This is a genomic window from Amycolatopsis thermophila (genome assembly GCF_030814215.1).
Lineage (GTDB): Bacteria > Actinomycetota > Actinomycetes > Mycobacteriales > Pseudonocardiaceae > Amycolatopsis_E > Amycolatopsis_E thermophila.
This window is the reverse complement of record NZ_JAUSUT010000001.1, coordinates 2,108,823-2,131,717: the sequence shown is the minus strand read 5'-3', so window position 1 is coordinate 2,131,717 and position 22,895 is coordinate 2,108,823. Positions and strand designations below refer to the sequence as shown.

The following is a 22,895-nucleotide window of genomic DNA, read 5'->3' as shown; positions in this document are numbered from 1 at the left end:
GACTTCACCGCCTCTCGTCCTGGTGAATCCGAGAAAAGTTTCAACCGTGCTTTCAACGATACGATCAAAGCTCATGGATGTTCGAGAACTCGTCACCCCGCCCGTCGATTTCCTCGCACTGGGCGAGCCCGCGCACCTGGAACCCGCCATCGCGCGGATCCGCAACGACCTGTTCGCCCAGCTGGCCGGTCTCGGGTTCACCTCGATCGCACTGGAAACCGACCGCGTCAGGGCGCTCGCCGTGAACGACTTCGTCCAGCGCGGCACCGGCACCCTCGACGCCGTGATGCGCGAAGGTTTCTCGCACCGCTTCGGCGAACTCGACACCAACCGCGAGCTCGTCGCGTGGATGCGGGAATACAACGAAGGCCGTCCGGCCGCGCAGCGACTCGCCTTCCACGGCTTCGACACGTCGAGCGAGACGATGGAGGCGCCCAGCCCGCGCGCTTACCTCGAACACGCCCGCGACTACCTCGGGCTCGACCACGACGTCGCGGCCCTCGCGGGCGACGACGAGCGGTGGAACCGCACCGAAGCGATCATGGACCCGGCCCAGTCGCCCGGCGCCACCCCCGAGGCCGCCCGGCTCCGGGCGATCGCCGACGACATGCTCACCGCCCTCTACGCCGACGCGCCCGCGTTGATCGCGAAAACCTCACGGGACGCCTGGTTCCGGGCGAAGGCCCACCTCACCGCGGGGCTCGGTCTCCTGCGCCACCACCGGCAGGCGGCGGAGCGCACCGACCAGAGCACGCGCTGGAACCGCATGTGCGCCTTCCGCGACGCCATGATGGCCCGGAACCTCCTGGACGTCCGGGAGGCCGACTCCGGGCGCGGCCCGACGTTCGTGTTCGCCTCGAACCGCCACCTCCAGCGCAACCGCAGCCACATGCGGATGGGGCCGATGGAGATGGACTGGGCGGGCGCCGGGTCCATCGTGTCCGCGCTCGTCGGCGACCGGTACCGGCTGATCGTCGGCAGCCTGGGCAGCAGCAAGGCGATCGAGCTCGGCGAGCCCCGGCCGGAGACGTTCGAGGGCCTGCTGCAGCGCCGCGTCGGCACCTGGGACCTGATCGCGGCGAGCGACGTCGTGCCGGGCGAAACGCGCACCGACACCGACCCCATGCAGGGCTACTTCCCGCTCGACCAGGAGACGGTCGACGGCGCCGACGCGGTCCTGCACGTCCGTGCGGGCACGGACATGCAGGCCCTGTCGCTGCGTCAGCGCGGCGCCATGCGCAGCGAGCCGTCCATGCGGATGACCTCGCCGTTCAGGTAGTCGTGCTCGACGATGTTCACGGCCAGCTGCGCGTACTCGTCGGGACGGCCGAGGCGCTTCGGGAACGGCACACCGGCGGCGAGCCCGGCGCGGAACTCGTCGGAGACCGTCGCGAGCATCGGGGTGTCGATGATGCCCGGCGCGATCGTCATGACGCGGATGCCCTGCGACGCCAGGTCGCGCGCGGCGGGCAGCGTCATCCCGGCGACGCCGCCCTTCGAAGCCGAGTACGCCACCTGCCCGATCTGCCCGTCGAAGGCGGCGACCGACGCGGTGTTGACGATGACGCCGCGCGCGCCGTCCTCGACGGGCTCGGTGCGAGCGATCGCCTCGGCGGCCAGGGTCACCACGTTGAAGGTGCCGATCAGGTTGACCTCGATGACCTTGCGGAACAGGCCGAGGTCGTGGGTGCCCTTCTTGGACAGGATCCGTGCGGACGGCCCGATGCCGGCGCAGTTCACCACGATCCGCAGCGGTACCGACGAGCCGGCGGCCTGCTCCACCGCGGCCGCGACCTGGTCACCGTCGGTCACGTCGGCCTCGACGTAGGTGATGCCTTCGACCTTCTCGGCCTTCTCGATCCCGGCGGCGAGGTCGAGCGCGAACACGTGCGCACCCCGCGCGGCCAGTGCCCTCGCCGTCGCGCCGCCGAGGCCCGACGCGCCACCGGTGACGATCGCCGCCGTGTCCTTGATCTGCATGAATAGGTCCTTCCGTGGCCGGCCACTCTGCTCTGCCCACGAGGTTAACGGGCGTTCGCTTGGGTTCGGCGTGGCCCTCCTCACCCGTAGCTCGACGTATTCGGCGCGGACGACTTCCGTTAGGACTGCGGTCAACTCCGGCTGTCACCGTCGGCTCATGAGCGGAGCTCGCATCGTCGTGATCGGCACCGGATACGTCGGACTGACCACCGGGGCCTGCCTCGCCGCCCTCGGACACCAGGTGACCTGCGTGGACGTGGACGACGTGAAGGTGGCCCGGCTCGCCGCGGGACGGGTGGACATCCTGGAACCCGGCCTGGAGGAACTGGTCACGCGCGGGCTCGCGGCCAGAAGGCTGCGGTTCGTCGTCGGATCCCGCCAGGCGGTCGCCGGCGCCGACGCGGTCTACCTGTGCGTGCCGACCCCGATGGGCGCTGGCGGCGCGGCCGACCTGCGTGCCGTCGAAGCGGTGATCGCCGAGATCGCCGATGTCCTGCCCGCCGGCTGCGCGGTGGTCACCAAGTCGACCGTCCCGGTCGGCACCGCCCAGCGCATCCGCGCCCTCCTCGGCCGCGACGACGTCGCCGTGGTCGCCAACCCCGAGTTCCTGCGGGAGGGCACCGCCGTCGCCGACTTCATGCACCCCGACCGCATTGTCGTCGGCTCCGACGACCAGGCCGCCGCCCGGCGCATCGCCGGCCTCTACCGCGACCTGTCCGCCCCGAGCGTGGTCACCGACGCGGCCAGCGCCGAACTGGTCAAGTACGCGGCGAACTGCTTCCTGGCGATGAAGCTGTCCTACGTCAACGCGATCGCCGAGCTGTGCGACCGGCTCGGCGCGGACATCGTGTCGGTGACCGAGGGGATGGGCTACGACCGCCGCATCGGCCGCGCGTTCCTCAAGCCCGGCCCCGGCTGGGGCGGCTCGTGCCTGCCCAAGGACACGCACGCCCTGGTGCAGGTCGCCGAGTCCGTCGGGTTCGACTTCTCGCTCCTCACCGCCGCGATCGTGGAGAACATCGCCCAGCGCGACCGGATCGTCGCGAAGATCGCCGGTGCCGTCGGCGGCAGCCTCGCCGGTTCCCGGATCGGCGTGCTCGGCCTGGCGTTCAAGGCCGGTACCAACGACCTCCGCGACTCGCCCGCCCTCTCGGTGGCCGCGATGCTGGCCGCGCACGGCGCCGAGGTCACGGCCTACGACCCGGCGGTGCGCGAGGCCCTGCCCGGTATGACCGTCGTCGACGACCCGTACCAGGTGGCCAAGGACGCCGACGCGGTCGTCGTGCTCACCGAGTGGGCGGAGTTCACCAAGCTCGACTGGGGGTACACCGCGGACCTGATGCAGGGCGACGGGGTTGTCGACACGCGGAACCTGCTGGAACCACGGGTCATCGTGGACGCCGGACTGTCCTATGTGGGCCTCGGCCGCCCGCGCCCGGCCCGCGTCGCCCTGCCGGGCTGAGTCACGGCTGCCAGAGCCAGAACTCGATGCCCTGGTCGTCCACGCAGTCGGCGGTGAGCCCGTAGGGCTTGCGGTCGACCTCGGTGACCCGGCCGCCGGCCGCGCGGACCCGGTCCACCGCGGCGTTCACGTCGTCCACCGCGTACATCAGCTTCCAGCCGACCTGCCGTCCCGGGCCGCCCCACAGGCCGCCCTCCAGGCCCGGTCCCTCGAAGCGCCACGCGCCCTCGACGCTGCCCGGCGCGAACTGCCAGCCCAGCACCGCGCCGTAGAACGCCTTCGCGGCCTCGTCGTCGGGGACCTGGAAGGTGAAGTACATGGCCTCGCCGTGCCGCGCGGTGTCCTGGCCGCTCGCCCGGACCGGTGCCTGGGAGACCAGCCACCGCTGGCCGAACGGGTCGCGGATCGAGCCGGACCGGCCGTGGCCGCGGTCCTCGACCGGGTTCAGCAGCTCCGCGCCCCGCTCCACCGCGCGGCGCACCGCATCGTCCACATCGGATAGTTCGATCCGGATGCTCGCGCCGCCCGCGGCGGCGACGTGCCCGATCTCCGCGAACTCCTCGGCCAGCATGAGGACGCTGTCGCCGATCGCGAGTTCGGCGTGCCCGATCCGGCCGTCCGGCATCAGGATCGGATCACCGCGGCGCTGCGCGCCGAACACCTCGACGTAGAAGTCCAGTGCCCGCCGCGCGTCGGACACGGCGAGGTACGGGGTCAGCGAGTGCAGTTCCGCCCGTGCGGGCGCTTCTGTGCCGGTCATGTCTCCTCCGTTCAACACAGCGCGACGCAGGCGCTCGCGCAGCTCGGCGGCGAACCGCGGATCGGGGTCGACGGGCTGGACCGGGGCGCGGAGGGAGTCGAAGGGGTCAGTCATCACGCACCTCCTTCTCCCGGTAGGCGGCCCGGAACGCGGCACGCGCCCGGACCAGCAGCGCTTCCGTGGCGTGCACGGTTCTGCCCAGCACGTGGGCGACCTCGGGGACGCGCAGCCCGTCCAGGTACCGCAGCGTCAGCGCGGCCCGGTGGTGGGGGCCCAGCGACTCGAGCACCTCGCGGGCCAGCAGTGCGTCGAGTTCGGCGTCCCACGGGTCCACCGACTCCGGTTCGGACTCGTGCACCACGCGCAGTCCCCGCTCCTCGCGTTCCCGGCGCCGCCAGTGGTCGACCAGCTTGTGCCGGGCGACGCCGATGAGCCACGGCGTGCTCACCGGCGCGGCGCCCGGGCTCCGGCACGCGCTGACGGCACCGAGGAACGTCTCCGAGGTCAGCTCCTCGGCGACGCCCCGGTCACCGCAGCGCGCGAGCAGGTAGCCGTACACCTCCGGCAGCGCCGACGAGTAGATCTCGAGCAACGCGAAGGCCGGGTCCGGTCGTACCCGCGGTTCGCTCACATCCCCATCGTCGTCCGGGGGAGCGGTTCTCCGACGCCCTTCGCGCGGATTTTCAGCCCCGCGGGTCCGGCAGCCGGCGCGCGGCGAGCGCGACGCCCACCATCATGATCGCCTGCAGGCCGGTGACCAGCAGCAACGCGCCCTCCATGCCCCAGGTGCCGGTCAGCGCCGCGAACAGCGTGCCCAGGGTCGCGACCCCGAGCGCGAGCGAGCTCTGCTGGGTCGTGGTGAGCATCCCGCTGCCGGCACCGGCGCTCTCCGCCGGCACCCGCGACAGGACGACCCGGAACAACGTCGGGCCGGTCAGCCCCTGCCCGGCGCCGGTCACCAGCATGCCCGGGGTGAGGGTGAGGACGGTGACGTCCGGCCAGGCCAGCAGCACCGCGCCGATCAGCGCGAGCAGCCCGATCACCTGCACGGTCGTGCCGACCACGACGACGTTGCGCCCGATCCGGGCGACCAGGCGGCTGCTGACCAGGGACATCACCAGGAACGCCACCGCCATCGGGGTGAGCGCGAGGCCCGAGGACAGCGGCCCGAGGCGCAGCCCGTCCTGCAGCACGAGTGCGTAGACGAACAGGAACCCGCCGAAGCCGGCGAAGAACGGCACGGCCACGGTCAGCCCGCGTCGCATGCTCGGCATCCGCACCACCGACGGCGGCAGCAGCGGCGTCACGCCCCGCGCCTCGAGCCGGCGTTCCACGGTCACGAACGCGGCCGCGGCGAACGGGAACGCGACCAGCAGCGCCCAGCACCACGCGGGCCAGCCCAGTGCGCGGCCCTCCATCAGCGGCACGAGCAGGGTGAGCAGGGTCAGGCCGAGCAGGCCGGTGCCCCAGAAGTCGACGCCCAGTGGGTCGTGCGCCCGGGTCTCCGGCAGCAGCCGCCGGGCCAGAACCAGGCCGAGCAGCCCGATCGGCACGTTGACCAGGAAGATCGGCCGCCAGCCGGTGCCGGCCAGGTCGGCGGACACCAGGACGCCCCCGAGGAGCTGGCCGACGACCATCGCGATGCCGCCGGTCGCGCCGTAGTAGCCGATCGTGCGCGACCGCAGCTCGCCGGTCGTGGTGGCCTGGATGATCGAGAGCACCTGCGGCACCATCAGCGCGGCCGCCGCGCCCTGCGCCACGCGGGCCACGACGAGCACGGTCGCGGTCGGGGCGAGCCCGCAGATCAGCGAGGTCAGGGTGAACGCGGCCAGTCCGAGCGAGAACACGCGGCGGTGGCCGAGCGCGTCCCCGAGCCGCCCGCCGATGACCAGCAGCAGCGCGAACGTGAGGCCGTAGCCCGCGACGATCCACTCCAGGGTGGCGGTGGTCGTGTGCAGGTCGGAGTTGATGGTGGGCAGTGCGACGTTGACGATGAACAGGTCGATGGGTGCCAGCGCCGCCCCCAGGAGGACGGTGGCGAGCCCACCGCGGGTGAGTGCCTGCCGGGTCTCGGCCGGCGCCAGGGTTGTCGTCATGACACCCACGTTCGACCCCGCCGCAACCTGGTACCAGTAAGTGTTCATCCTGGTACCAGGACTACCTGGTAACAGGATCGGGAGGGTGCCAAGCTGGGAGCATGACCACCGCTCTGCGCCTGTCCGCCGACGAGATCCGCCGCACCGAGCTGGCCGCCTTCCTGCGCAGCCGCCGGGAACGGATCTCGCCCGAGCAGGTCGGTCTGCCCTCCGGCGGCCGCCGCCGCACGCCGGGGCTGCGTCGCGAGGAGGTCGCTCAACTGGCCGGGGTGGGGGTGACCTGGTACACGTGGCTCGAGCAGGGCCGCGACATCCACGCCTCCGAGCAGGTGCTGAACGCGATCGCACGGACCCTGCAGCTGGACCCGCACGAGCGCAGCCACCTGTTCACGCTCGCCGGCGCGCCCGAGCCGCCGATGGAGAAGGACTGCAGCGCGGTGTCACCGCAGATCCGCGCGATCCTCGGCCAGCTGGAGCCGTTCCCCGCGGCGGTGCAGAACGCGCGCACCGACATCCTCGCCTACAACCGCGCCTACAACTGGCTGATGGACGTCGACAGCGTGCCGTTCGAGGAGCGCAACTCGATGCTGCTCTGCTTCACCAACCAGCGGTGGCGCTCGCGGCTGCGCGACTGGGAGGACGGCATGCCGCGCACGGTCGCGCAGTTCCGCGCCTCGATGGCCGAGCACATCGCCGAGCCGGGCTGGAAGGAGCTGGTCAAGCGCCTGCGGCGGGAGTCGCCGGAGTTCGAGGCGCAGTGGAACCGGCACGACGTCCAGCCGATGCGCAACCTGACGAAGGTCTTCGTGCACCCCGAGGCCGGCATGCTGAGCTTCGACTACACGCACCTGTGGTTCGGCCGCCGGTCCGAGGTCCGGCTGACCACCTACACCCCGGCCGACAGCGAGACGGCGGCGAAGCTGCACGCCGGCGTACTGCCGCCGTCGTAACCCAAGAGCCGCTTTTGGACGGACGCGCGCGGCGGCCGTCTGCCGTAGCTTCGGGGACGTGCGTGTTCCCCGCAGGTGGCCGGGCCCGGTGGACCTGGTGCTCACCCTCGTGCCGATGGTGTTCGTCCTCGGGGCGACCACCGCGGCCGGCCGGTTCCAGGACGACCGGCTCGACCTGCCGGGCTACCTGTGGCTCGCCGGCGCGGCACTGCCGTTGCTCGCGGTGCGTCCGGCTCCGCTGCCCGTCTTCGTCGTCACCGCCGGCCTGACCTGGGGTTATTACGTATCGGACCAGCCCGGCGGCCCCGCGATCGTGGTGCCGACCATCGCGCTCTTCGTGCTCACCCGCACGCGGGGACCGCTCGTCGCGGGCATCGTCGGGGGCGCGGTCGTCCTGGCCGGGCTCCTCGCCTACCTGGTCACCGGCGGCACGCTCGTGCTCGACGCGCGCGCCGGGCTGGTCCTGGTCTGGCTCGCCGCCGTCCTCGGCATCGGGACCGCGGTGCGCAACCGCGGCGCCGCCAAGCAGGCCGCGGAGCAGGAAGCGGCGGAGCGGCAGTCCCGGCTCGCGGAACAGGAACGCCTGCGCATCGCCCGCGAGGTGCACGACGTCGTCGCCCACAGCCTCGCCATGATCAACGTGCAGGCCGGTGTCGCGCTGCACGTCGCGGACCGCCGCCCGGACCAGGCGGTCGCCGCCTTGCAGGCGATCAAGGGAGCCAGTGCCGCGGCACTGGCCGACCTGCGCGCCACCGTCGCCGTCCTGCGGTCCGGCCAGGGGCTCGGCCCGGCGCCCAGCCTGCGCCGGCTCGACGAACTGCTCGACCACACCCGCGCCACCGGACTCACCGTCCGGGTGCACGGCTCGCCCGGCGACCTGCCCGCCCCGGTCGACGGCGCGGCCTACCGCATCCTGCAGGAGTCGCTGACCAACGTGGTCCGCCACGCCAACCAGCCACGCACGGTGGACATCCGCTTCGCCCGGCAGGACGGCCGGTTCCGGCTCGTGGTGCGGGACGACGGCCGCGGCGCCGGGACCCCGACCGCCGGCAACGGCCTGCGCGGCATGCAGGAACGAGCCGCGACCCTCGGCGGCAAGGCGGAGGCGCGCGCCGTCGACGGCGGCTTCGAGGTGCGCGCCGAACTACCCCTGGAGGAGACATGATCCGGGTCGTGCTCGCCGACGACCAGGCGCTGGTGCGCGCCGGGTTCCGCGTGCTGCTGGACACCGAGGACGGGTTCGAGGTGTGCGGTGAGGCCGCGGACGGCGCGCAAGCGCTCGCGCTCGCCCGGGAACACCGCCCGGACGTCGTGGTGATGGACATCCGCATGCCCGGGGTCGACGGGCTCACCGCGACCCGCGAGATCACCGGCGACCCCGAGCTGGCCGACGTGAAGGTGCTGGTCCTGACCACGTTCGACGTCGACGAGTACGTCTTCCAGGCGCTGCGGTCGGGCGCCAGCGGGTTCCTGCTCAAGGACACCGAGCCGGTCGAACTGCTGCGCGCGCTGCGGGTGGTCGCCTCCGGCGAGGCACTGCTCGCGCCGACCGTGACCCGGCGGCTGATCAGCGAGTTCGTCGGCCGCCCGGAGAACCGGCGCATCGACACCGCGGCCGTCCGCCAGATCACCGACCGCGAGCGCGAGGTGCTGGCGCTGGTCGCCGGCGGGCTGTCCAACGACGAGATCGCCGCGCAGCTGGTCATCTCCACGGCCACCGCGCGCACGCACGTCAGCCGCATCATGACGAAACTCGGCGCGCGTGACCGGGCCCAGCTCGTCGTGCTCGCCTACGAGTCCGGCTTGGTCACGCCCCGCGGCTCACGGCCGTGACGCAACACCACGACGAGCCGCACCAGGAACACCACGCCGATCAGGCCGACGAGGCCGATCTGCACCCACATGCGGGCCTCCTTCCCGCCCCCGATGCTGTGCTCGGTAGGCGCGCGAGGGTGGGAGGAGGTTGCGTGACACGCCGAACTCACCCGTTGGAGGCGACGGGTTCACCGGCGAGGATGCGCGTCAGGGACCAGACGCGGTGCGGGTCGAGGTCCACCGGGCGCGGGGCCGGATCGGGCCGCAGCCGGCTCAGCAGCACCTGCTGGACCAGGGCGCTCGGGCGGCCCTGGGTGGCCAGCCGCCGCCAGAAGACGTGGTCCTCCAGGCCGTCGGCCAGCGGATCCGTGGTCCAGCCGCCGAACGCGTCGAGCACGCTGCGGCGCACCAGGTACCCGCTGCCGAGGTAGGGCAGCTCGGCCAGCCGGCGTTCCTCCGGCGGCAGCGCGGCGACCAGGCCCTCGACCGGGTCGGCGACCGGGCAGTGCACGACGTCGACGCCGTCGGCGGCTTCGACGAACCGTTCCAGCAGCCGCCGGGACGCCCGCATCCCGCCGTCGAGCACCAGCAGCCACCCGGCGGACGAGCGCTCCAGCAGCCGGTTGCGGGTGTAGCCGCGGCCGAGGGGAAGCTCGTGGCGCAGCAGGTCCGCCGGGCGCGGGCGGGGCCGGGGCGCGACGCCGTCCTCGCCGAGGAGGATCCGGCGTGGCAGCACGGTGCCGGCGAGCAGATCGCGCACCAGCGGGTCCGGGTCGCCTTCACCCGGACGGCGGACCAGCAGCACGTCCACATCCGCCCGTTCGGCGTCGGGGAACACCGGGGGCACCGGCGAAGGCAGCCACTCGACCCCGGACGTGCCACGGGCGTCCGCGGTCTGCTGCCCGATCCGGGTGGCCAGCGGCGGGTTCTCGGCCGGGGCGCCGAGCGAGCGGGTCCCGGCGAACCGGACGTCCCACGACGGGGTGTCGATCGCCATCGGCCGCGGCCCGGGCACCGTGGACGTCTGGGAGCGCGGTGCACCAGCGGGTACGCCGGGCGCGGCCGCCAGGACGCTCTCGGCCAGCTCCACCAGGGTTTTCGCGGACGCCAGCGGGTCCAGGGCGGTGCGGACGAACTCGTACCCGGCCATCCGCAGATCGCGTTCCCGCTGCGGGTCCGCGGCCAGCGCGGCGGCCGCCGCGCCCAGCGACTCCGGCCGCGCGACCACCAGGTGCGTGCCTGACACGAGCGGCGCGAGGTCCGTCGACGGCTCGGTCAGCACGACGCAGCCGTTGCACAGCGCCTCCAGCACCCGCACCCACTCCAGGGCCCGCGACCGCTCGCGGTGCAGGTTGAGCAGGAACCGCGAGTTCGCCAGGTGCGCGAACTTCGCCTCGCCCGGCAGGAAGTCGACCCGCTGCGGGCCCATCGGCTCGTGCGGCGGCGTGAGCAGGCGGACGCGCAGGTCGGCGAGGTCGCCGGCGTAGGACGCGAGCAGCTTCGACCGGCGGCGCTCGGCGGTGCCCAGGTAGGTCACGTCGATCTCGCGGGCGCTGTCCGGGTCACCGCCCCAGCCGTCCCACAGCGGGCTGTACCCGAGCTGGAAGTGCTCGGCCGGGATGCCGCGGCGGCGCAGCTCGGCGGTTGAATCGTGGTTGATGTCCACCGCGCCGGCCAGGGTGGGCACCAGCGCCGCGCTGCGTTCGAACGTGGCCGTGCCCGGGTGTTCGACGCAGAAGGCGATGGTGCGGCGGCGCTGTTCCCCGGTCGGCTGGTCGGCCTCCGGCGTGACCACGAAGTACTCGTGCGGCACGACCACGTACACGGTGTCGGCGTCCGCGTCCGGGTAGCGCCCGGTCGCCGTGGTGGCGCGGAACCCGGCCCGGCGCACCGCGTCTGCCACGACCTCCAGCAGCTCGGCCATGAAGCCGGAGCCACCGGTCGCGGACACGAAGCAAAGCTGAGCGGTCATGACGTCCGCCGCCGCACGGCCCGCAGCGGCGCGGTGACCCGCCAGCTCACCGTCGCCCGCGTCGCCTCCAGCTCCCGCGCCAGTTCGGCGGCGCGCTGCTCGGCGGCGACCGTGCCGCTCTCGGCGAGCGGGACCTCGGCCGGCGCGGCACCGGAGAGCTGAAGTTCGGCGTCCAGCAGCCGCAGGCGCAGCCGGTCGCGCTCGGTGCGGGTCTCGGCCAGTTCGGTGCGCAGCGCGTCGCGTTCGGTGCGGGCGACCAGCACGTCCTTCGCCAGCGCGTCGGCCTGCTCGGCGCGCTCGGTGACGCCGGACAGCTTCTCGACGTCCCGGACCAGGCTGTCCCGGTGTTTCGTCAGCTCGCGGATCTGCAGCTCGGCCTCGCGCAGCTCGGTGCGCAACCGTTCGCGCTCCTCGGTGAACGCGACCCGCTCGGCCCGCAACCGGGTCAGTTCGGCTCGCACCGCGCCCGGCAGCTCGTCGGTCATCCCCGCTCCTTCACCAGCTCGGTGAGCACATCGGCGTACTCGGCGGCGTAACCCGCCGGGTCCAGCCAGCCGTGCAGCTTGTCGTAGGCGTTCGCGGCGATCGCGCGCCGCCGGTCCACCGGGGTGTCCAGCGCGCGCAGCAGCGCGACGGTCAGCGCGTCGGCGTCGTTGGGCTCGAACAGCCAGCCGCTGTGCCCGTCGGTGATCATCTCCCGCGCGCCGAACACGTCGCTGGCCACGACCGGCAGGCCGCAGCACACCGCTTCCAGGATCGACCGCGGCAGCGACTCCACATCGGAGCTGTTGACGAACAGGTCCGCCGCCTCGAACCAGGGCGCCGGGTCGCGCTGGATCGGCACCAGCTCGACCAGGTCCGCCAGCCCGGCGCGTTCGGTGAACTCGGCCAGCGCCAGCCCGTACGGCGAGGGGTGGTGGCCGACGATGCTCAGCCGGATGCCGGGATGCGCCCGCCGCACCCGGTCCATCGCGCTGATCAGCAGGCCCTGTCCCTTGCGCGGTTCGAGCACGCCGACGTTGAGCAGCAGCGTGGTGTCCTCCGGGATCCCCAGCTTCCGCCGCGCGGCGCGACGGTCGCGTTCGGACACCTGCCCGCCGTAGGACACCATCGGCGTGCCGTAGCGGATCGTGCGGCACCGCGCCGGCGTGGAGAACGGCAGGAACATCTCGCGCGTGGCGTCGGCGACGAACAGCAGCCGGTCGGCCTCCCGGAGCGTCGCCACCCAGCGGTCGCGCACCGGCGGCAGCAACCCGGCCGGACCCCAGTTCTGGAACGAGAAGTCGGCCAGGTCGAAGCTCTCGTGCAGCACCCACGCGGTCGGCAGCCCGGCGCGGATCGCGGCGTCCGCGGCCGGGAACGCGCCGAGGGTGTTGACCAGCGCGACGGAGGCGTCCGTGCCCCGCGCGAACTGGGCCAGCTCGGCGATGTGGCCCTCGTAGGAGGCGACGTCGCGCACGCGGTACGGCGAGGTCAGGTGCACGTCGATGCCGTGTGCCGCGCAGTCCTCGCGCAGTTCGCCGTCGAGCTGCGTGACGACGGTGATCCGCCACCCGTGCCGCGTCGCGAGCCGGTTCAGCAGCTCCTGCAACCACAACTGCCCGCCACCGACGGCGAGGCTGTGCGTGAAGACCAGCACGTGCCGCGGATCGGTGCCGCCGCGCGGGCGGGTCAGCGCCTTGCGCGTGCGCTCGGCGAGGTGCGCGGCGAGGGCCACGTCCTCGTCCTCGGCCGCCGGGTTGGACAACACGATGTCGCGGGCCTCGGAGATCCACTCGCCGGACAGTTCGCCGCGGACGCGCACGCGGACGGACAGGGTGCGGTCCTCGCCCGGGGGCAGGTCCACCGGGACGCGCGCCTCGAACCCGCTGACCCCGGCGTCCGGGAAGTCCGGCAGGTGGTCGGCCACGTCCGGCCGCGGCAGGCGCGTGCGCGCGCGCACCGGCTCGGCGCCGTCGACCAGCACCTCCACCACCGACGGGGCACGCGAGTCGAGCAGCACCCAGCCGTGCGCGAACACGACGTCGCCGTCCGGGCTGTCACCGTGTTTCGGGGTGTCGATCTCGTACAGGCGCAGCGGTTCCTCGTCGGCGAACCTGCCGACCTCGACGACCGCGCTGGTCAGCACGTCCCCGTTCGCGGCGCGGACGACGACCTCGTGCCGTCCGCTGGGCACCGGATCGGGCGTGCGGATCAGCAGACCGGTCGTGCCCGGCGGTTCGGTGCCGGTCGCCGACGGCCGCACCTCGGCCGCACGCGGTCCGATGTGGACGGTCACGGTCTCGCCCGCGGTCACCCAGCCGCGGAGCTCGAACAGGTGCCCCACCGGCCGTCCCGGCCGCACCAACCCGGCCGCTGCGTTCATCGTCCCGCCTTCAACGTCTCTTCGGCGTCCTTGACCAGGATCAGCACGTCCTGGTGGCCGTCCCACCCCGCTTCGATGTACCCGGCGAGGCGTAACCGCGCGGTGAGGACGTGCCCGGTCACCCACGCCGGCGTGCTCAGCGAAATGCCGTACCCCGGCTGGCCCGGGTAGTCGGCGTAGCCGAAACCCCGCGATCGGTAGTCCGCCAGCACGCGGTCGTGATCTTCCGCCGTGAGGCCGTACTCGCCGCCGTTGGCCATCCGCCACGCGACGCGGCGGCCGTGCGTGGTCACGACCGCGACGCCGCCCGGCGCCAGCGCGCGCTCGAAGTAGCCCAGCAGCGCGTCCCACGCCTCGATGTCCAGGTGGGTCAGCACCGAGCCGGACCAGATCAGGTCGATGTCGCTGACCTGCGGGATCTCGTCGATGCGCACGGACGCCGGCAGCCCGGTCGCGCCGAAGAACCGCACGCAGTGGTCGACGCCGTCCAGCTCGATGTCGGAGGCGATCAGCTCGGCGGCGGGGAACGCGACGCGGAACGCGCGCAGCACCCGGCCGTACCCGCAGCCGAAGTCCAGCACCCGCTGCGGCGCCGGGCGCCCGGCGGCCTCCAGCCCGTGCAGGCACGCGCGCAAGGCCTGACCGGCCACGGCGAAGTAGTGCTCGGTGTTGCCGCGGAACATCGAATCGCCCGGCGCGATGATCCGGTCGACGCGGGCCATGGTGCGCGCGACCCGCGCGTCCAGTTCGGTCGGCCCGGCGGGCCGGTGGCCGGTCTCCTCGGCCAGGCGCCGGCGCCAGGCCAGGCGCATCGCGTCCCGCTCGTGGTCCAGACCGGGGCCCGCGGTGGTGCCGCAGCGGCGGATCGCCTGGAACTCCGCCTCGCGCTCGGCGGCCGCCTCCACGAAACCCGCGGGCCGGCCGAGCAGGACACCGAGCCACGCGGCCAGGTCACGGACGCTCGTGCCGGGCGCGGCACCGGTCCAGCCCCGCGCCGCCAGCTGGTCGGCGAGCAGCAGCAGGCCGCGGTCGAGCACCTCGTCGGCGGTCGTGCCGGCGCGCTCCCACTCCAGGTCGATGGCGCGCAGTTCGCCGGCGACCAGCACGTTGGCGGGGACGAGGTCCCAGGAGACACCGGCGCGCACCAGGTCCGCCCACGCGGTCAGCAGTTCCGCCGCGCGCCACGGCTGTTCGGCCAGGACCTCGGGCAGCGTCGGGGCGTCGACCACGACGTCCGTCCACTCGCGCACAGTGACCGGGCCGGGTTCCTGCGGCAGCAGGGGAGTGCGGCGGATCTCGTCGCCGACCACGTCCGCCCGCGTGCACCAGCGGGCCGCGCGGTCGGTGTTGAAGTAGGTGGCGAGCACGCCGTCCGGCCACAGGCGCGCGGCGGGTTCCCCGTTCGAGGCGAGGAAGAGCAGGCCGTCCACGGTGTCCAGGCCGAGGCCGCCCTCGACCAGCTCGGCCCAGCGCTCGTCCCGCCCGGCCAGTTCGATCGCCAGCCGCGGGTGCTCCTCGAGCAGTTCCGGGGTGAACACCGCGCGCGTGACCCGGTGGTCGGGCAGGCAGCCGAGGACCTTGTGGACGGTCAGCCCGGCCGCGCTCAGTTCCCGTTCCCACGCGCGGCGCGACTGCCCGCCCGGCCGGTTCACGCCCAGCCGGTTCGGCACCGCGAGGCAGAGCACCCCGCCCGGTTCGAGCCGGTTCGCATGCTGTGCCCCGGGCGCGACGACCAGGTCGTAGGACTCGTCCGGCACCGCGTCCAGCACCCGGACCCCGGGCAGGTCCGCGGTGCGCGCGGCGACGGCCTCGGCTCGTGCCGGGTCCGGCTCTATCGCGTCGACCCGCGCCACCCGTTCCCCGAGGTACCGCGTCACCGCGCCGTAGCCCGCGCCGACTTCGAGTACGCGCGCACCGGGCGGTAGCCGGAGCGCCCGCAGCACGTTGGCCCGGCCGTGGTCCAGCTGGTCCCGTTCGGCCGGGGCCAGCGCCGCGAAGTGCAGCTCGTCGGACAGCGCGGAGTGGTCGGCGGCGTTGCGGATGATCTCGGCGACCAGGTCGCTCACGATCAGCCCACCGGATAGGGCAGCAGCATCGAGCGGACGGTCCGCTGGTAGGCACCCGACAGCGCGGCCTCGTCGGCCAGATCGCCCTGGGTGACGTTGACGCGGATCAGGTTGTTGCCCGACACCCAGGTGCCGCGGTACACGATCGGCGAGGCGACCAGCTTGTGGAACACCACCTGCGACGGGATGCTCGGCAGCTGGTCGCTGATCAGCACCAGGCCGTTGCGCACGTAGTACTGGCGCAGCTGGCCGGCCAGCGCGGTCGCCGTCCCGTTGCTGTCCAGCGGGATGACCATGACCGAGATCTTCTCGTTGCCCGGGCCGCTGGCGTCCGGCTGGCGCTGCGACCCGCGCCACGCGACCTCCTGCACCGAGCGGGTGCTCAGCAGCGCGGCCTCACCGGAGTCCATGATGCCCAGGTCGACCAGCCTGCTCGTGGCCAGCAGACCGCTCTGGCCGTCCGGCGTGCCCTCGGTCGGCGGGATCTTGTCCAGCAGCGGCTGGTACGGGTCGTTGCTGTTGACGCTGGTCGGCGCGGGCGCCGGGTTCGTCGTCGGCCCGGCCTGCTCGTCGTCGCCGCCGGAAGTGGTCAGGAAGATCGTCAGCCCGGCGGCGACGAGCACCACCACGACCGCGACCGAGATCCACGCGATCTTGCCCTTGCCGCCCTTGGACGGCTTGTCGTCGAAGGCCTCCGGGCCCTGCGCGAAGCCGCCGACCGGGCTGATCGGCGGGAAGTCCGAGCCGCCCCACGGCGGGGTCGCGTCGGACTCGGGCGCGTTCCACGGCTGCGGGCCGGACTGCGGGAACCCCTGCGGCGGGGAGGCAGGCACCTGCGGGAACCCCTGCGGCGGGGAGGGGTTGGCGACGTACTGGGTGCGCTCCGGGTCGGCCGGCGGGCGGGCCTGCCAGTTGGGGGTCACGGCCTGGGTGGGTTCGGCCGAGAAGTTCTGCGGCTGCGGCGTGCCCTGCGGCGGGCTGATGGGCGCGATCACCTGCGTCGAGTCCGCGGAGTTGTCCGCCGGCTGCGACTGGGGCTGAGCCGGTTGCGCGGGCGGCTGGGGCGGCGCCGGCTGCTGCGGCTGGGGTGTGTTCTCGCTGTAGGAGACGGCGGACGAAAGCACCTGGTCCCGGCGGACGCGGTAGTCGTCCGCGGAGAGACGTCCCGAGGCAAGCTCCTCGTCCAGCTTGCGCAACTCCTCCTGCCAGGACACCCGGTAGCCCCCTAATCTGCTCATGACGAGGCGGAACGCGTCCGCCGGATAGCGCTACGGTGACGACGCACATTGTGCACGCCTACCCTGCTCATCGCCGGTGAGGGTCGATTCGTGACCTTGCTCTGGTTGGGTGTGATCACGAGGGGGGCGAAATGGCGGCACGCTGGCCTGCCGTGGCCGCGGTCGCCGGTGGCACGGCGCTGATCGGCCTGCACGGGTGGGCCTACGGGAACTGGATCAACGACGACGCGGGGATCACCTTCGCGTACGCCCGTGACCTGGTCGAGGGCGCCGGTCCGGTGCTCCAGCCCGGCGCGGAACCGGTCGAGGGGTTTTCGAACCCGGCCTGGCTCGTGCTGCTGGTGCTGGGGAAAGTGCTGCGTCTGTTCGATACGGGCGCGATCTTCGGTGTGCCCGATTACGTCGTTTTTCCCAAGGCGCTCGGATTGCTGTGCTGCGCGGGAATTCTCGCCGCGTGCCACTTCGCCGTGAAACGCCTCACGAGGTGGGCCTGGCTGGTGACGTTGTTCGCCGGCGGGCTGCTCGCCGCGATCCCGTCGTTCGTGGTCTGGTGCCTGTCCGGTCTGGAGAACCCGCTGTACGCGCTGGCCGTCGCGTGGCTGGCCGCGCTGCTGTTATCGGCTGTGGCGGACGGGCGGGTGCACGCGGTCCGGATCGGACTGATCGCCGGGCTCCTGGCCGCGCTCGCGGCGCTGACCAGGCCGGATGGGATGATCTTCGCGGCGGCGTATCCGCTGGTCGCGCTGGTGTTCCTGCGGCGGGTGCGTGCGCTGGCCGGGGTCGGGGTGTCGCTACTGGCGTTCGCCGCGCCCTACGGCGGATATCTGCTGTGGCGGCACGCGGAGTTCGGGCGCTGGGTGGCGAACACGGCGGTGGCCAAGAACCAGCAGCCGCCCTCGGTGGCGGATCTGGCGCGCGTGGCGGAGCCGGTGGAGTACCTGGGCTGGCCGGTCGTGCTGGCCGGGTTGCTGGCGGTGGGGTTGGCGTTCTGGCTGGTCCCGGCGTTGCGACGGCCGTTGGTGGGGTGGCTGGTGCCGCTGGTGCTGGCACTGGCCGCGTACTGCGTGCTCAACCCCGAGCCGGGCGGCGAGTTCCGGTTCGCGACTCCGTTGTGGACGATGGCGGCGCTGGTCGCGGCGGTGTGCGCGGTCGAGGTGATGCGGGCGCTGTCGGTGCGGTGGCGCGCGGTGCTCGGGGCGGTGCTGGTGGCGGCGACGCTGCCGAGCGCACCGGCCCTGGCCGATTCCGGACGCGGGTTCGCGAGTGGTCCGGTGGTGCCGTTGTGCCAGATCGTCGAGCGGTACGGGCGGCTGTTCAACGGGTACGCGGACGTGATCGGCCTGCGGGAGGGGTCGGTGTTGTTGCCGGACATCGGCGGGACGGCGCTGACGAGCCGGTTGCGGGTGGTGGACTCGGTCGGTCTGGCGGACGCGCGGATCGCGGATCTGGTGTCGTCGGGTGACTTCGCCGGGCTGCGGGACCACGTGTTCGACGAGCTGCGGCCGACGTTCATCCATTCGCACGTGCCGTGGAGCGGGCTGACGGGGATCACCGCGGACCCGCGGCTGGCGCGGGACTACGTGGCGGTGGTGCTCGACGGGACCGGTCGGAACGGCGACTGGGTGCGGCTGGACGCCCTCGACGGCGACGACCTGGTGCGGCTGCGCGCGTACGCCCGCGCCACGGTGCCCGCGGTGGAGCAGGCGCGGGCCGGGCAGGTGACCGGCCGCTGCGGTGACGTGCTGCGGCCGGGGCAGGTGCCCTAGCTCGGCGGGAGCGCGGTGCCCAGGGAGGTCTTGGTCTGGGCGAGGCGTTCGGTGAGGGCGTTGGGGTCGCCGTCGAGGCTCTGGGAGACCCAGATCGCGACCGCGTACTGGCCGGAGGTGTACCAGGTGCCGCTCATCTGGCCGGTGGCGTTGCTGCCGGTCACGGTCTTGGCGTCGGTGGAGCCGCCGGGGACGGTCTGCAGGCCGGCGGTGAGGGCGTGGTCGTAGAGGCCCTTGGTGATGGTGGCGGCGTGTTCGGGGGTGCCGGCGGGGATGACCAGGACGAGGTAGCCCTGGGGGCCTTGGGAGGAGCCGCGGAAGACGACCTGGGTGGCGCCGTTGGTCTTCATCAGCTGTCCCTCCTCGCGGGAGTACAGCTTGAGGTCGACGCCCTGGTCGACGGTCATGATGGAGTTGTGGGGGTTCGGCGTGCCCGGGAGGGTGGGCAGCCGCGCCTCGACGGCCTCCGGTGAGGTGGCCGAGGTGGTGGGCCTGGTCGCGGCGGTCTTGGTGCCGCCGGGGTCGCGCAGGAACCAGACGCCGGCCGCGACGAGCGCGACGACGAGGACGACGCCGAGCGTGACGAAGAGCCACGTCGGCTTGCGCTTGGGCGGTGTCTGCAGCCGTGGTGCCGGGTCGAAGGGCATCTGGGGGACCGGCCCGGTGTTCATCGGGGGCGGCGCCATGGCGGGCAAGCGCCGCGACGGCGGCGGCACGGGGTTCGTGATGACCGTCGGGGCGTCCTCGATGGAGGGGAAGCGCATCGAGTCGGTGGCCCGCTCGTCGGCCGGGCTGGGCGCACTGGTGGGGCGGCTGGTGGCGAGCAAGGCGGCCGAGACGCTCTGCGTGGGGCCCTCGGTGTCGAACGGACTCGCCGGTTGTTCCGGCCCCTCCGCCTGCGGCTGGGTGGTCGGCCCCGTCGCTTGCTGCGACCCATCCCGGGGGGCGGCCTGCTGGACGCCGTGCTGCGGATCAGCCTGCGGGGCGTGCGCGGCCTGTGGGGCCTGCGCGGCTTGCGTGGTGGCTTCCGCGCCGGTGGGCGCCTGATCCTGCGACGCCGCCGGCTGCGCGCCCTGCTGCGTGTCGGGTTGCGGCTGGCCCTGGGGCCCGCCCTGCCACTGACCGCCTTGCTGCTGCGTGTCGGATTGCGGCTGGCCCTGCGGCTCACCGTGCCACTGACCGCCTTGCTGCTGCGTGTCGGATTGCGGCTGGCCCTGCGGCTCACCGTGCCACTGACCGCCTTGAGGCGGCCAGGGCTGCCCCGGTGCGAAGTGAGGCTGCGGAGCCCCCAGGGCCTGGTAACCCTGCGACGCGCCCGGCGCCTGGTAACCCTGCGGAGCCCCCGGCTCGGCCCCCTGCGCCGGGTAGCCGTACCCCGGGTACGGCCCCGCCTGAGCGGGATTGGCGCTCTGCCACTGCGGCTGGCCCCCATCAACCCGCCCGAGCGGCGATGAAACCGGCGCAGGCGCACCCCCACCCGACGCCGCGGCGAGCAGCTCGTCACGCATCTTGCGGTGCTGGTGCTGGGTGATGGTGCCGTTGGCGAGCTCGGCGTCCAGACGGCGCAGCTCATCCTGCCAACTCATCCAGGGGCTCCTCGGTAACTTGCGCGCAGGTGGACGTCACCGAAAAGATAGCGCGATCAAGCCCCCGATGGGTGCGGATGTGCCCGATCCACCATCACCGTGCCTTGGGGAGCAGTGGCTCGACCTTCTCGGCGAACGCCTTCGCGTTGGGGCAGGCCTCCGAGTCCTGGCTGTAGCGCGCCATCGAAACCGTCACCATCGCGCGAGCGTGTTCTGTGACCGCGATCGCGATCGCACACCCGCCAGTCGGGATGTTCGCCTGCAGGGCGTCACGGCCGTTTACCGAGAGGCTCACCTCGCCCTCGTTCGCCGCGGCGAACTCCGGCAGCCCTTGCACGGGATCCAGTGCCAGCCCGTACGTGGCGAAATCGTATTTCGTGACATCGCACTCGTTGCGGCTGCTGATGTTCTCCCCGGGGCCGAATCCTTGATCCGCGGTGAGCTGCTCCACTATCCGACACGCGTTCAGACCGGCGAAAACGTCAGTGCTCGAGCTGGGCGCGCTCGAAGCCGGTGAGGCTGTGCCACTCACCGTGCTGGTACAAGCGGTTGTGGCGAGGCCGAGGCAGGCCAGCCCGGCGAGTGTCCAGCCGACTCGAAGGTGAGTGCTCAACGGGTTTCCTGGTTCTTGAACCTTGACAGAGCGTCGGTAGCGGCTTCGTTAGAGGCGTCGTATTTGCTGATCGCGATGTCGATGGCTTCGTGTAGAGTTTCCAACATCTCCCGGGCCGCTCGGTAGACCTGGACGAGAGATTGGTCGTCAGAATCCATCGCCGTGAGAAAATGCACGGCGACCTGCTTGGCGTACGAGTCGTTGCCCAGTTTTGGGGCTTGCTGGAGGCGGTAGATCTTCGGGCTGATCCTGCCCAGTTCGGTCCGCATCTGCTCGACGGCCCGCCGCAGGTGGGAACCGGTCTCTTCGTCCACCGCCCAGTTTCCGGCCTGCGCCTCGGCCAGCATGCGTTTCGCGTCGGCGTTCATGGTGTTCAGCTGCTGCTCGCCGCCGAAGACGTCCGCTACCTGGGCGGCTACGCCGTTCGCGTCGTCGGTCATCGTCCCTCCCTCGCTCATCAGCACCGTAGCGTGACCCCTGACGCGCTGTCACAGCGTCCGCCGCGTCGGATTTCGGAAATCAACGGGACGCTCGCTGAAGCTTCGGCAGCAACGGCTCCACTCGTTCAGCGAACGATTCGGCGTTAGGGCAGCCCTGCGCGTCCTGGCCGGCATCGGACATCGTGACGAGCACCAGTGCGCTGGCGTGCTCCCCGACCTCCATCGCGACAACGCATCCGCCGGTGGGGATTCCCGCCTGCATGGCGTTCCGCCCGTTGATCGACGTGTTCACCACGCCGGCGTTCGTCACGGCGAACTCGGTGAGGCCTTGTACCGAGTCCAGCACCAAGCCGTATGTGGCGAATTCCGGCTTCGTGGCGATGCACTGGTTGCGGTTGCTCTTGTTCTCTCCCGGGTTGAACCCCTGTCCCGCATTGAGTTGATCGAGAAGCCGGCAAGCATTGAGATTGGCGAACACATCCGCCTGCTTGGTCGTGCTCGTGGTAGGTGCAGGCGATGCCGTGCCGGCGACCGTGCTCGTACAAGCGGTCGCGACCAACGCGAGGCAGGCCACGAACGAGCCGGCCTTCATTGGCCCCTCGCTAGCGCGATATCGACCCTCTTGCCAGGGGTTCGGTCATTCGGACCGCACTGCTGATCCGCGCACGCATGCTCCGTTCCGTCCCGGAAAATGTCGGCCGTCACCGCGTTCTCGGCAAGATTGGCTCGACACGTTCGGCGAATGCCTTGGCGGTCGGACAGGCCTGTGCGTTGTCCTCGAAGCGCACCATTGTCGCCACAACGAGGGCGCGAGCGTGCTCCCCGATCCCGATGGCGATCGCGCATCCGCTGGCCGAAGTGTTCGCTTGCATGGCGTCGCGTCCGTTGATCGAACTGTTCACCACCCCGGTGTTCGTCACCGCAAATTCACTGAGCCCTTGTGTGGAATCGAACGCCAAGGCCAACGTCGCGAAGCCGGACTTGAGAGCGACGCATTGGTTGCGTGCACTCTTGTTTTCACCGGCGTTGAATCCCTGTCCGGCGGTGAGTTGATCGAGGAGCTGGCACGCGTTGAGACCCGCGAATGCATCCACTTCGGTTGTCGCTTTGGTTGTCGTCGCAGGTGACGCCGTACCCGCTACCGTGCTGGTGCAACCGGTCAGCAACGAAGCAATGCACGCGATGCCGGCGAACGCCCCAGCAGTACGAGCTTGCTTTTCCATTGAACTCCTAAAACTGGACCGTCACCGGGTTTTCGGAAGCAACGGCTCGACCCTCTCGGCCAAGGCCCGGGCATTGGGACACGCTTGAGCGTCTTCGCTGGCTCGCACCATTGTCACCAGTGCCATGGCTCGCGCATGCTCTGCCACCTTGATCGCGACCGCGCAGCCTCCGGTCGGAATATCTGCCTGCATGGCATCCCGACCGTTGATCGAGGTGTTCACTACGCCTGTGTTTGTGGCGGCGAATTCTTCCAGTCCCTGTACGGGATCCAGCACGAGGCTGTACGACGCGAAGCCAGGTTTCAGAGCGCCGCACTCGTTGCGCCGAGTTTTGTTCTCGCCAGGGTTGAATCCCTGTCCGGCGTTGAGTTGCTCCAGGAGCTGGCACGCCTTGAGACCCGCGAATGCATCCGCTTCGGTTGTCGCGTTGGTTGTCGTCGCAGGTGACGCCGTACCCGTTACCATGCTGGTGCAACCGGTCAGCAACGAAGCAATGCACGCGATGCCGGCAAACGCCCCAGCAGTACGAGCTTGCTTTTCCATTGAACTCCTAAAACTGGACC

General features: G+C 71.9%; 21 protein-coding genes. 6 read left to right on the top strand and 15 right to left on the bottom strand.

Annotation, left to right across the window (positions count from 1 at the left end):
• Nucleotides 1-73: 73 nt before the first annotated feature.
• On the top strand, nt 74-1,279 hold the full coding sequence (locus FB470_RS10540; protein WP_306990711.1) for an erythromycin esterase family protein: 1,206 nt from the start codon (nt 74-76) through the stop codon (nt 1,277-1,279).
• On the opposite strand, the gene FB470_RS10535 is transcribed toward FB470_RS10540, so the two are convergent.
• Nucleotides 1,222-1,980 (bottom strand): SDR family NAD(P)-dependent oxidoreductase, encoded by a 759-nt coding sequence (locus tag FB470_RS10535; protein ID WP_306990710.1) that lies wholly within the window; start codon nt 1,978-1,980, stop codon nt 1,222-1,224. The two genes, FB470_RS10540 and FB470_RS10535, sit on opposite strands and share 58 nt — an antisense overlap.
• A 157-nt stretch (nt 1,981-2,137) precedes the next feature.
• Here FB470_RS10535 and FB470_RS10530 point away from each other — a divergent pair, with 157 nt between their 5' ends.
• On the top strand, nt 2,138-3,442 hold the full coding sequence (locus tag FB470_RS10530) for a UDP-glucose dehydrogenase family protein (RefSeq protein ID WP_306990709.1): 1,305 nt from the start codon (nt 2,138-2,140) through the stop codon (nt 3,440-3,442).
• 1 nt (nt 3,443) lies between these two features.
• On the opposite strand, the gene FB470_RS10525 is transcribed toward FB470_RS10530, so the two are convergent.
• The 3 genes from FB470_RS10525 to FB470_RS10515 are packed head-to-tail and all read right to left on the bottom strand — an operon-like array spanning nt 3,444 to nt 6,298.
• A complete protein-coding gene (locus FB470_RS10525; protein ID WP_306990708.1) occupies nt 3,444-4,316 on the bottom strand; it encodes a VOC family protein in 873 nt (290 codons plus the stop codon).
• Nucleotides 4,309-4,833: an RNA polymerase sigma factor gene (locus FB470_RS10520; RefSeq protein WP_306990707.1), complete on the bottom strand. Its 525-nt coding sequence runs from the start codon at nt 4,831-4,833 to the stop codon at nt 4,309-4,311. The genes FB470_RS10525 and FB470_RS10520 overlap by 8 nt, the downstream gene beginning before the upstream one ends.
• Nucleotides 4,834-4,885: 52 nt before the next feature.
• Nucleotides 4,886-6,298: an MFS transporter gene (locus FB470_RS10515; protein ID WP_306990706.1), complete on the bottom strand. Its 1,413-nt coding sequence runs from the start codon at nt 6,296-6,298 to the stop codon at nt 4,886-4,888.
• Nucleotides 6,299-6,399: 101 nt separating this feature from the next.
• Here FB470_RS10515 and FB470_RS10510 point away from each other — a divergent pair, with 101 nt between their 5' ends.
• The 3 genes from FB470_RS10510 to FB470_RS10500 all read left to right on the top strand — a co-directional run bounded on the left by FB470_RS10510 (nt 6,400) and on the right by FB470_RS10500 (nt 9,081).
• A complete protein-coding gene (locus tag FB470_RS10510) occupies nt 6,400-7,248 on the top strand; it encodes a helix-turn-helix transcriptional regulator (protein ID WP_306990705.1) in 849 nt (282 codons plus the stop codon).
• 88 nt (nt 7,249-7,336) lie between these two features.
• On the top strand, nt 7,337-8,413 hold the full coding sequence (locus tag FB470_RS10505; RefSeq protein WP_306999176.1) for a sensor histidine kinase: 1,077 nt from the start codon (nt 7,337-7,339) through the stop codon (nt 8,411-8,413).
• Entirely contained in the window at nt 8,410-9,081 is a 672-nt protein-coding gene (locus FB470_RS10500; RefSeq protein ID WP_306990704.1) for a response regulator, read from the top strand. The genes FB470_RS10505 and FB470_RS10500 overlap by 4 nt, the downstream gene beginning before the upstream one ends.
• 148 nt (nt 9,082-9,229) lie before the next feature.
• On the opposite strand, the gene FB470_RS10495 is transcribed toward FB470_RS10500, so the two are convergent.
• Genes FB470_RS10495 through FB470_RS10475 form a run of 5 tightly spaced genes read right to left on the bottom strand, consistent with a single transcriptional unit; the run spans nt 9,230 to nt 16,704 of the window.
• Nucleotides 9,230-11,014 carry a glycosyltransferase family protein gene (locus tag FB470_RS10495; RefSeq protein ID WP_306990703.1) on the bottom strand — a complete coding sequence of 595 codons (1,785 nt, stop codon included), beginning with the start codon at nt 11,012-11,014 and terminating at the stop codon, nt 9,230-9,232.
• A gap of 17 nt (nt 11,015-11,031) precedes the next feature.
• On the bottom strand, nt 11,032-11,520 hold the full coding sequence (locus tag FB470_RS10490; protein ID WP_306990702.1) for a hypothetical protein: 489 nt from the start codon (nt 11,518-11,520) through the stop codon (nt 11,032-11,034).
• Nucleotides 11,517-13,400: a glycosyltransferase family 4 protein gene (locus FB470_RS10485; protein WP_306990701.1), complete on the bottom strand. Its 1,884-nt coding sequence runs from the start codon at nt 13,398-13,400 to the stop codon at nt 11,517-11,519. The genes FB470_RS10490 and FB470_RS10485 overlap by 4 nt, the downstream gene beginning before the upstream one ends.
• On the bottom strand, nt 13,397-15,466 hold the full coding sequence (locus FB470_RS10480; protein WP_306990700.1) for a methyltransferase domain-containing protein: 2,070 nt from the start codon (nt 15,464-15,466) through the stop codon (nt 13,397-13,399). The genes FB470_RS10485 and FB470_RS10480 overlap by 4 nt, the downstream gene beginning before the upstream one ends.
• A 2-nt stretch (nt 15,467-15,468) precedes the next feature.
• Entirely contained in the window at nt 15,469-16,704 is a 1,236-nt protein-coding gene (locus FB470_RS10475; protein ID WP_306990699.1) for a hypothetical protein, read from the bottom strand.
• 131 nt (nt 16,705-16,835) lie between these two features.
• Here FB470_RS10475 and FB470_RS10470 point away from each other — a divergent pair, with 131 nt between their 5' ends.
• Nucleotides 16,836-18,470 (top strand): hypothetical protein, encoded by a 1,635-nt coding sequence (locus tag FB470_RS10470; RefSeq protein WP_306990698.1) that lies wholly within the window; start codon nt 16,836-16,838, stop codon nt 18,468-18,470.
• Here FB470_RS10470 and FB470_RS10465 read toward each other — a convergent pair.
• From FB470_RS10465 to FB470_RS10440, 6 genes are all read right to left on the bottom strand, one after another.
• The gene (locus FB470_RS10465) at nt 18,467-20,056 is read right to left on the bottom strand and encodes a hypothetical protein (RefSeq protein WP_306990697.1); all 1,590 of its coding nucleotides are present in this window, start codon (nt 20,054-20,056) and stop codon (nt 18,467-18,469) included. The two genes, FB470_RS10470 and FB470_RS10465, sit on opposite strands and share 4 nt — an antisense overlap.
• Before the next feature lie 94 nt (nt 20,057-20,150).
• Nucleotides 20,151-20,507 (bottom strand): DUF3558 domain-containing protein, encoded by a 357-nt coding sequence (locus FB470_RS10460; RefSeq protein ID WP_306990696.1) that lies wholly within the window; start codon nt 20,505-20,507, stop codon nt 20,151-20,153.
• 158 nt (nt 20,508-20,665) lie between these two features.
• On the bottom strand, nt 20,666-21,109 hold the full coding sequence (locus tag FB470_RS10455) for a hypothetical protein (RefSeq protein ID WP_306990695.1): 444 nt from the start codon (nt 21,107-21,109) through the stop codon (nt 20,666-20,668).
• A 79-nt stretch (nt 21,110-21,188) separates the two neighbouring features.
• Nucleotides 21,189-21,701: a DUF3558 domain-containing protein gene (locus tag FB470_RS10450; protein ID WP_306990694.1), complete on the bottom strand. Its 513-nt coding sequence runs from the start codon at nt 21,699-21,701 to the stop codon at nt 21,189-21,191.
• A 109-nt stretch (nt 21,702-21,810) separates the two neighbouring features.
• A complete protein-coding gene (locus FB470_RS10445; RefSeq protein WP_306990693.1) occupies nt 21,811-22,332 on the bottom strand; it encodes a DUF3558 domain-containing protein in 522 nt (173 codons plus the stop codon).
• A 21-nt stretch (nt 22,333-22,353) separates the two neighbouring features.
• Complete coding sequence (locus FB470_RS10440) at nt 22,354-22,875, bottom strand: DUF3558 domain-containing protein (RefSeq protein WP_306990692.1); 522 nt, start codon at nt 22,873-22,875, stop codon at nt 22,354-22,356.
• Nucleotides 22,876-22,895: the final 20 nt, after the last annotated feature.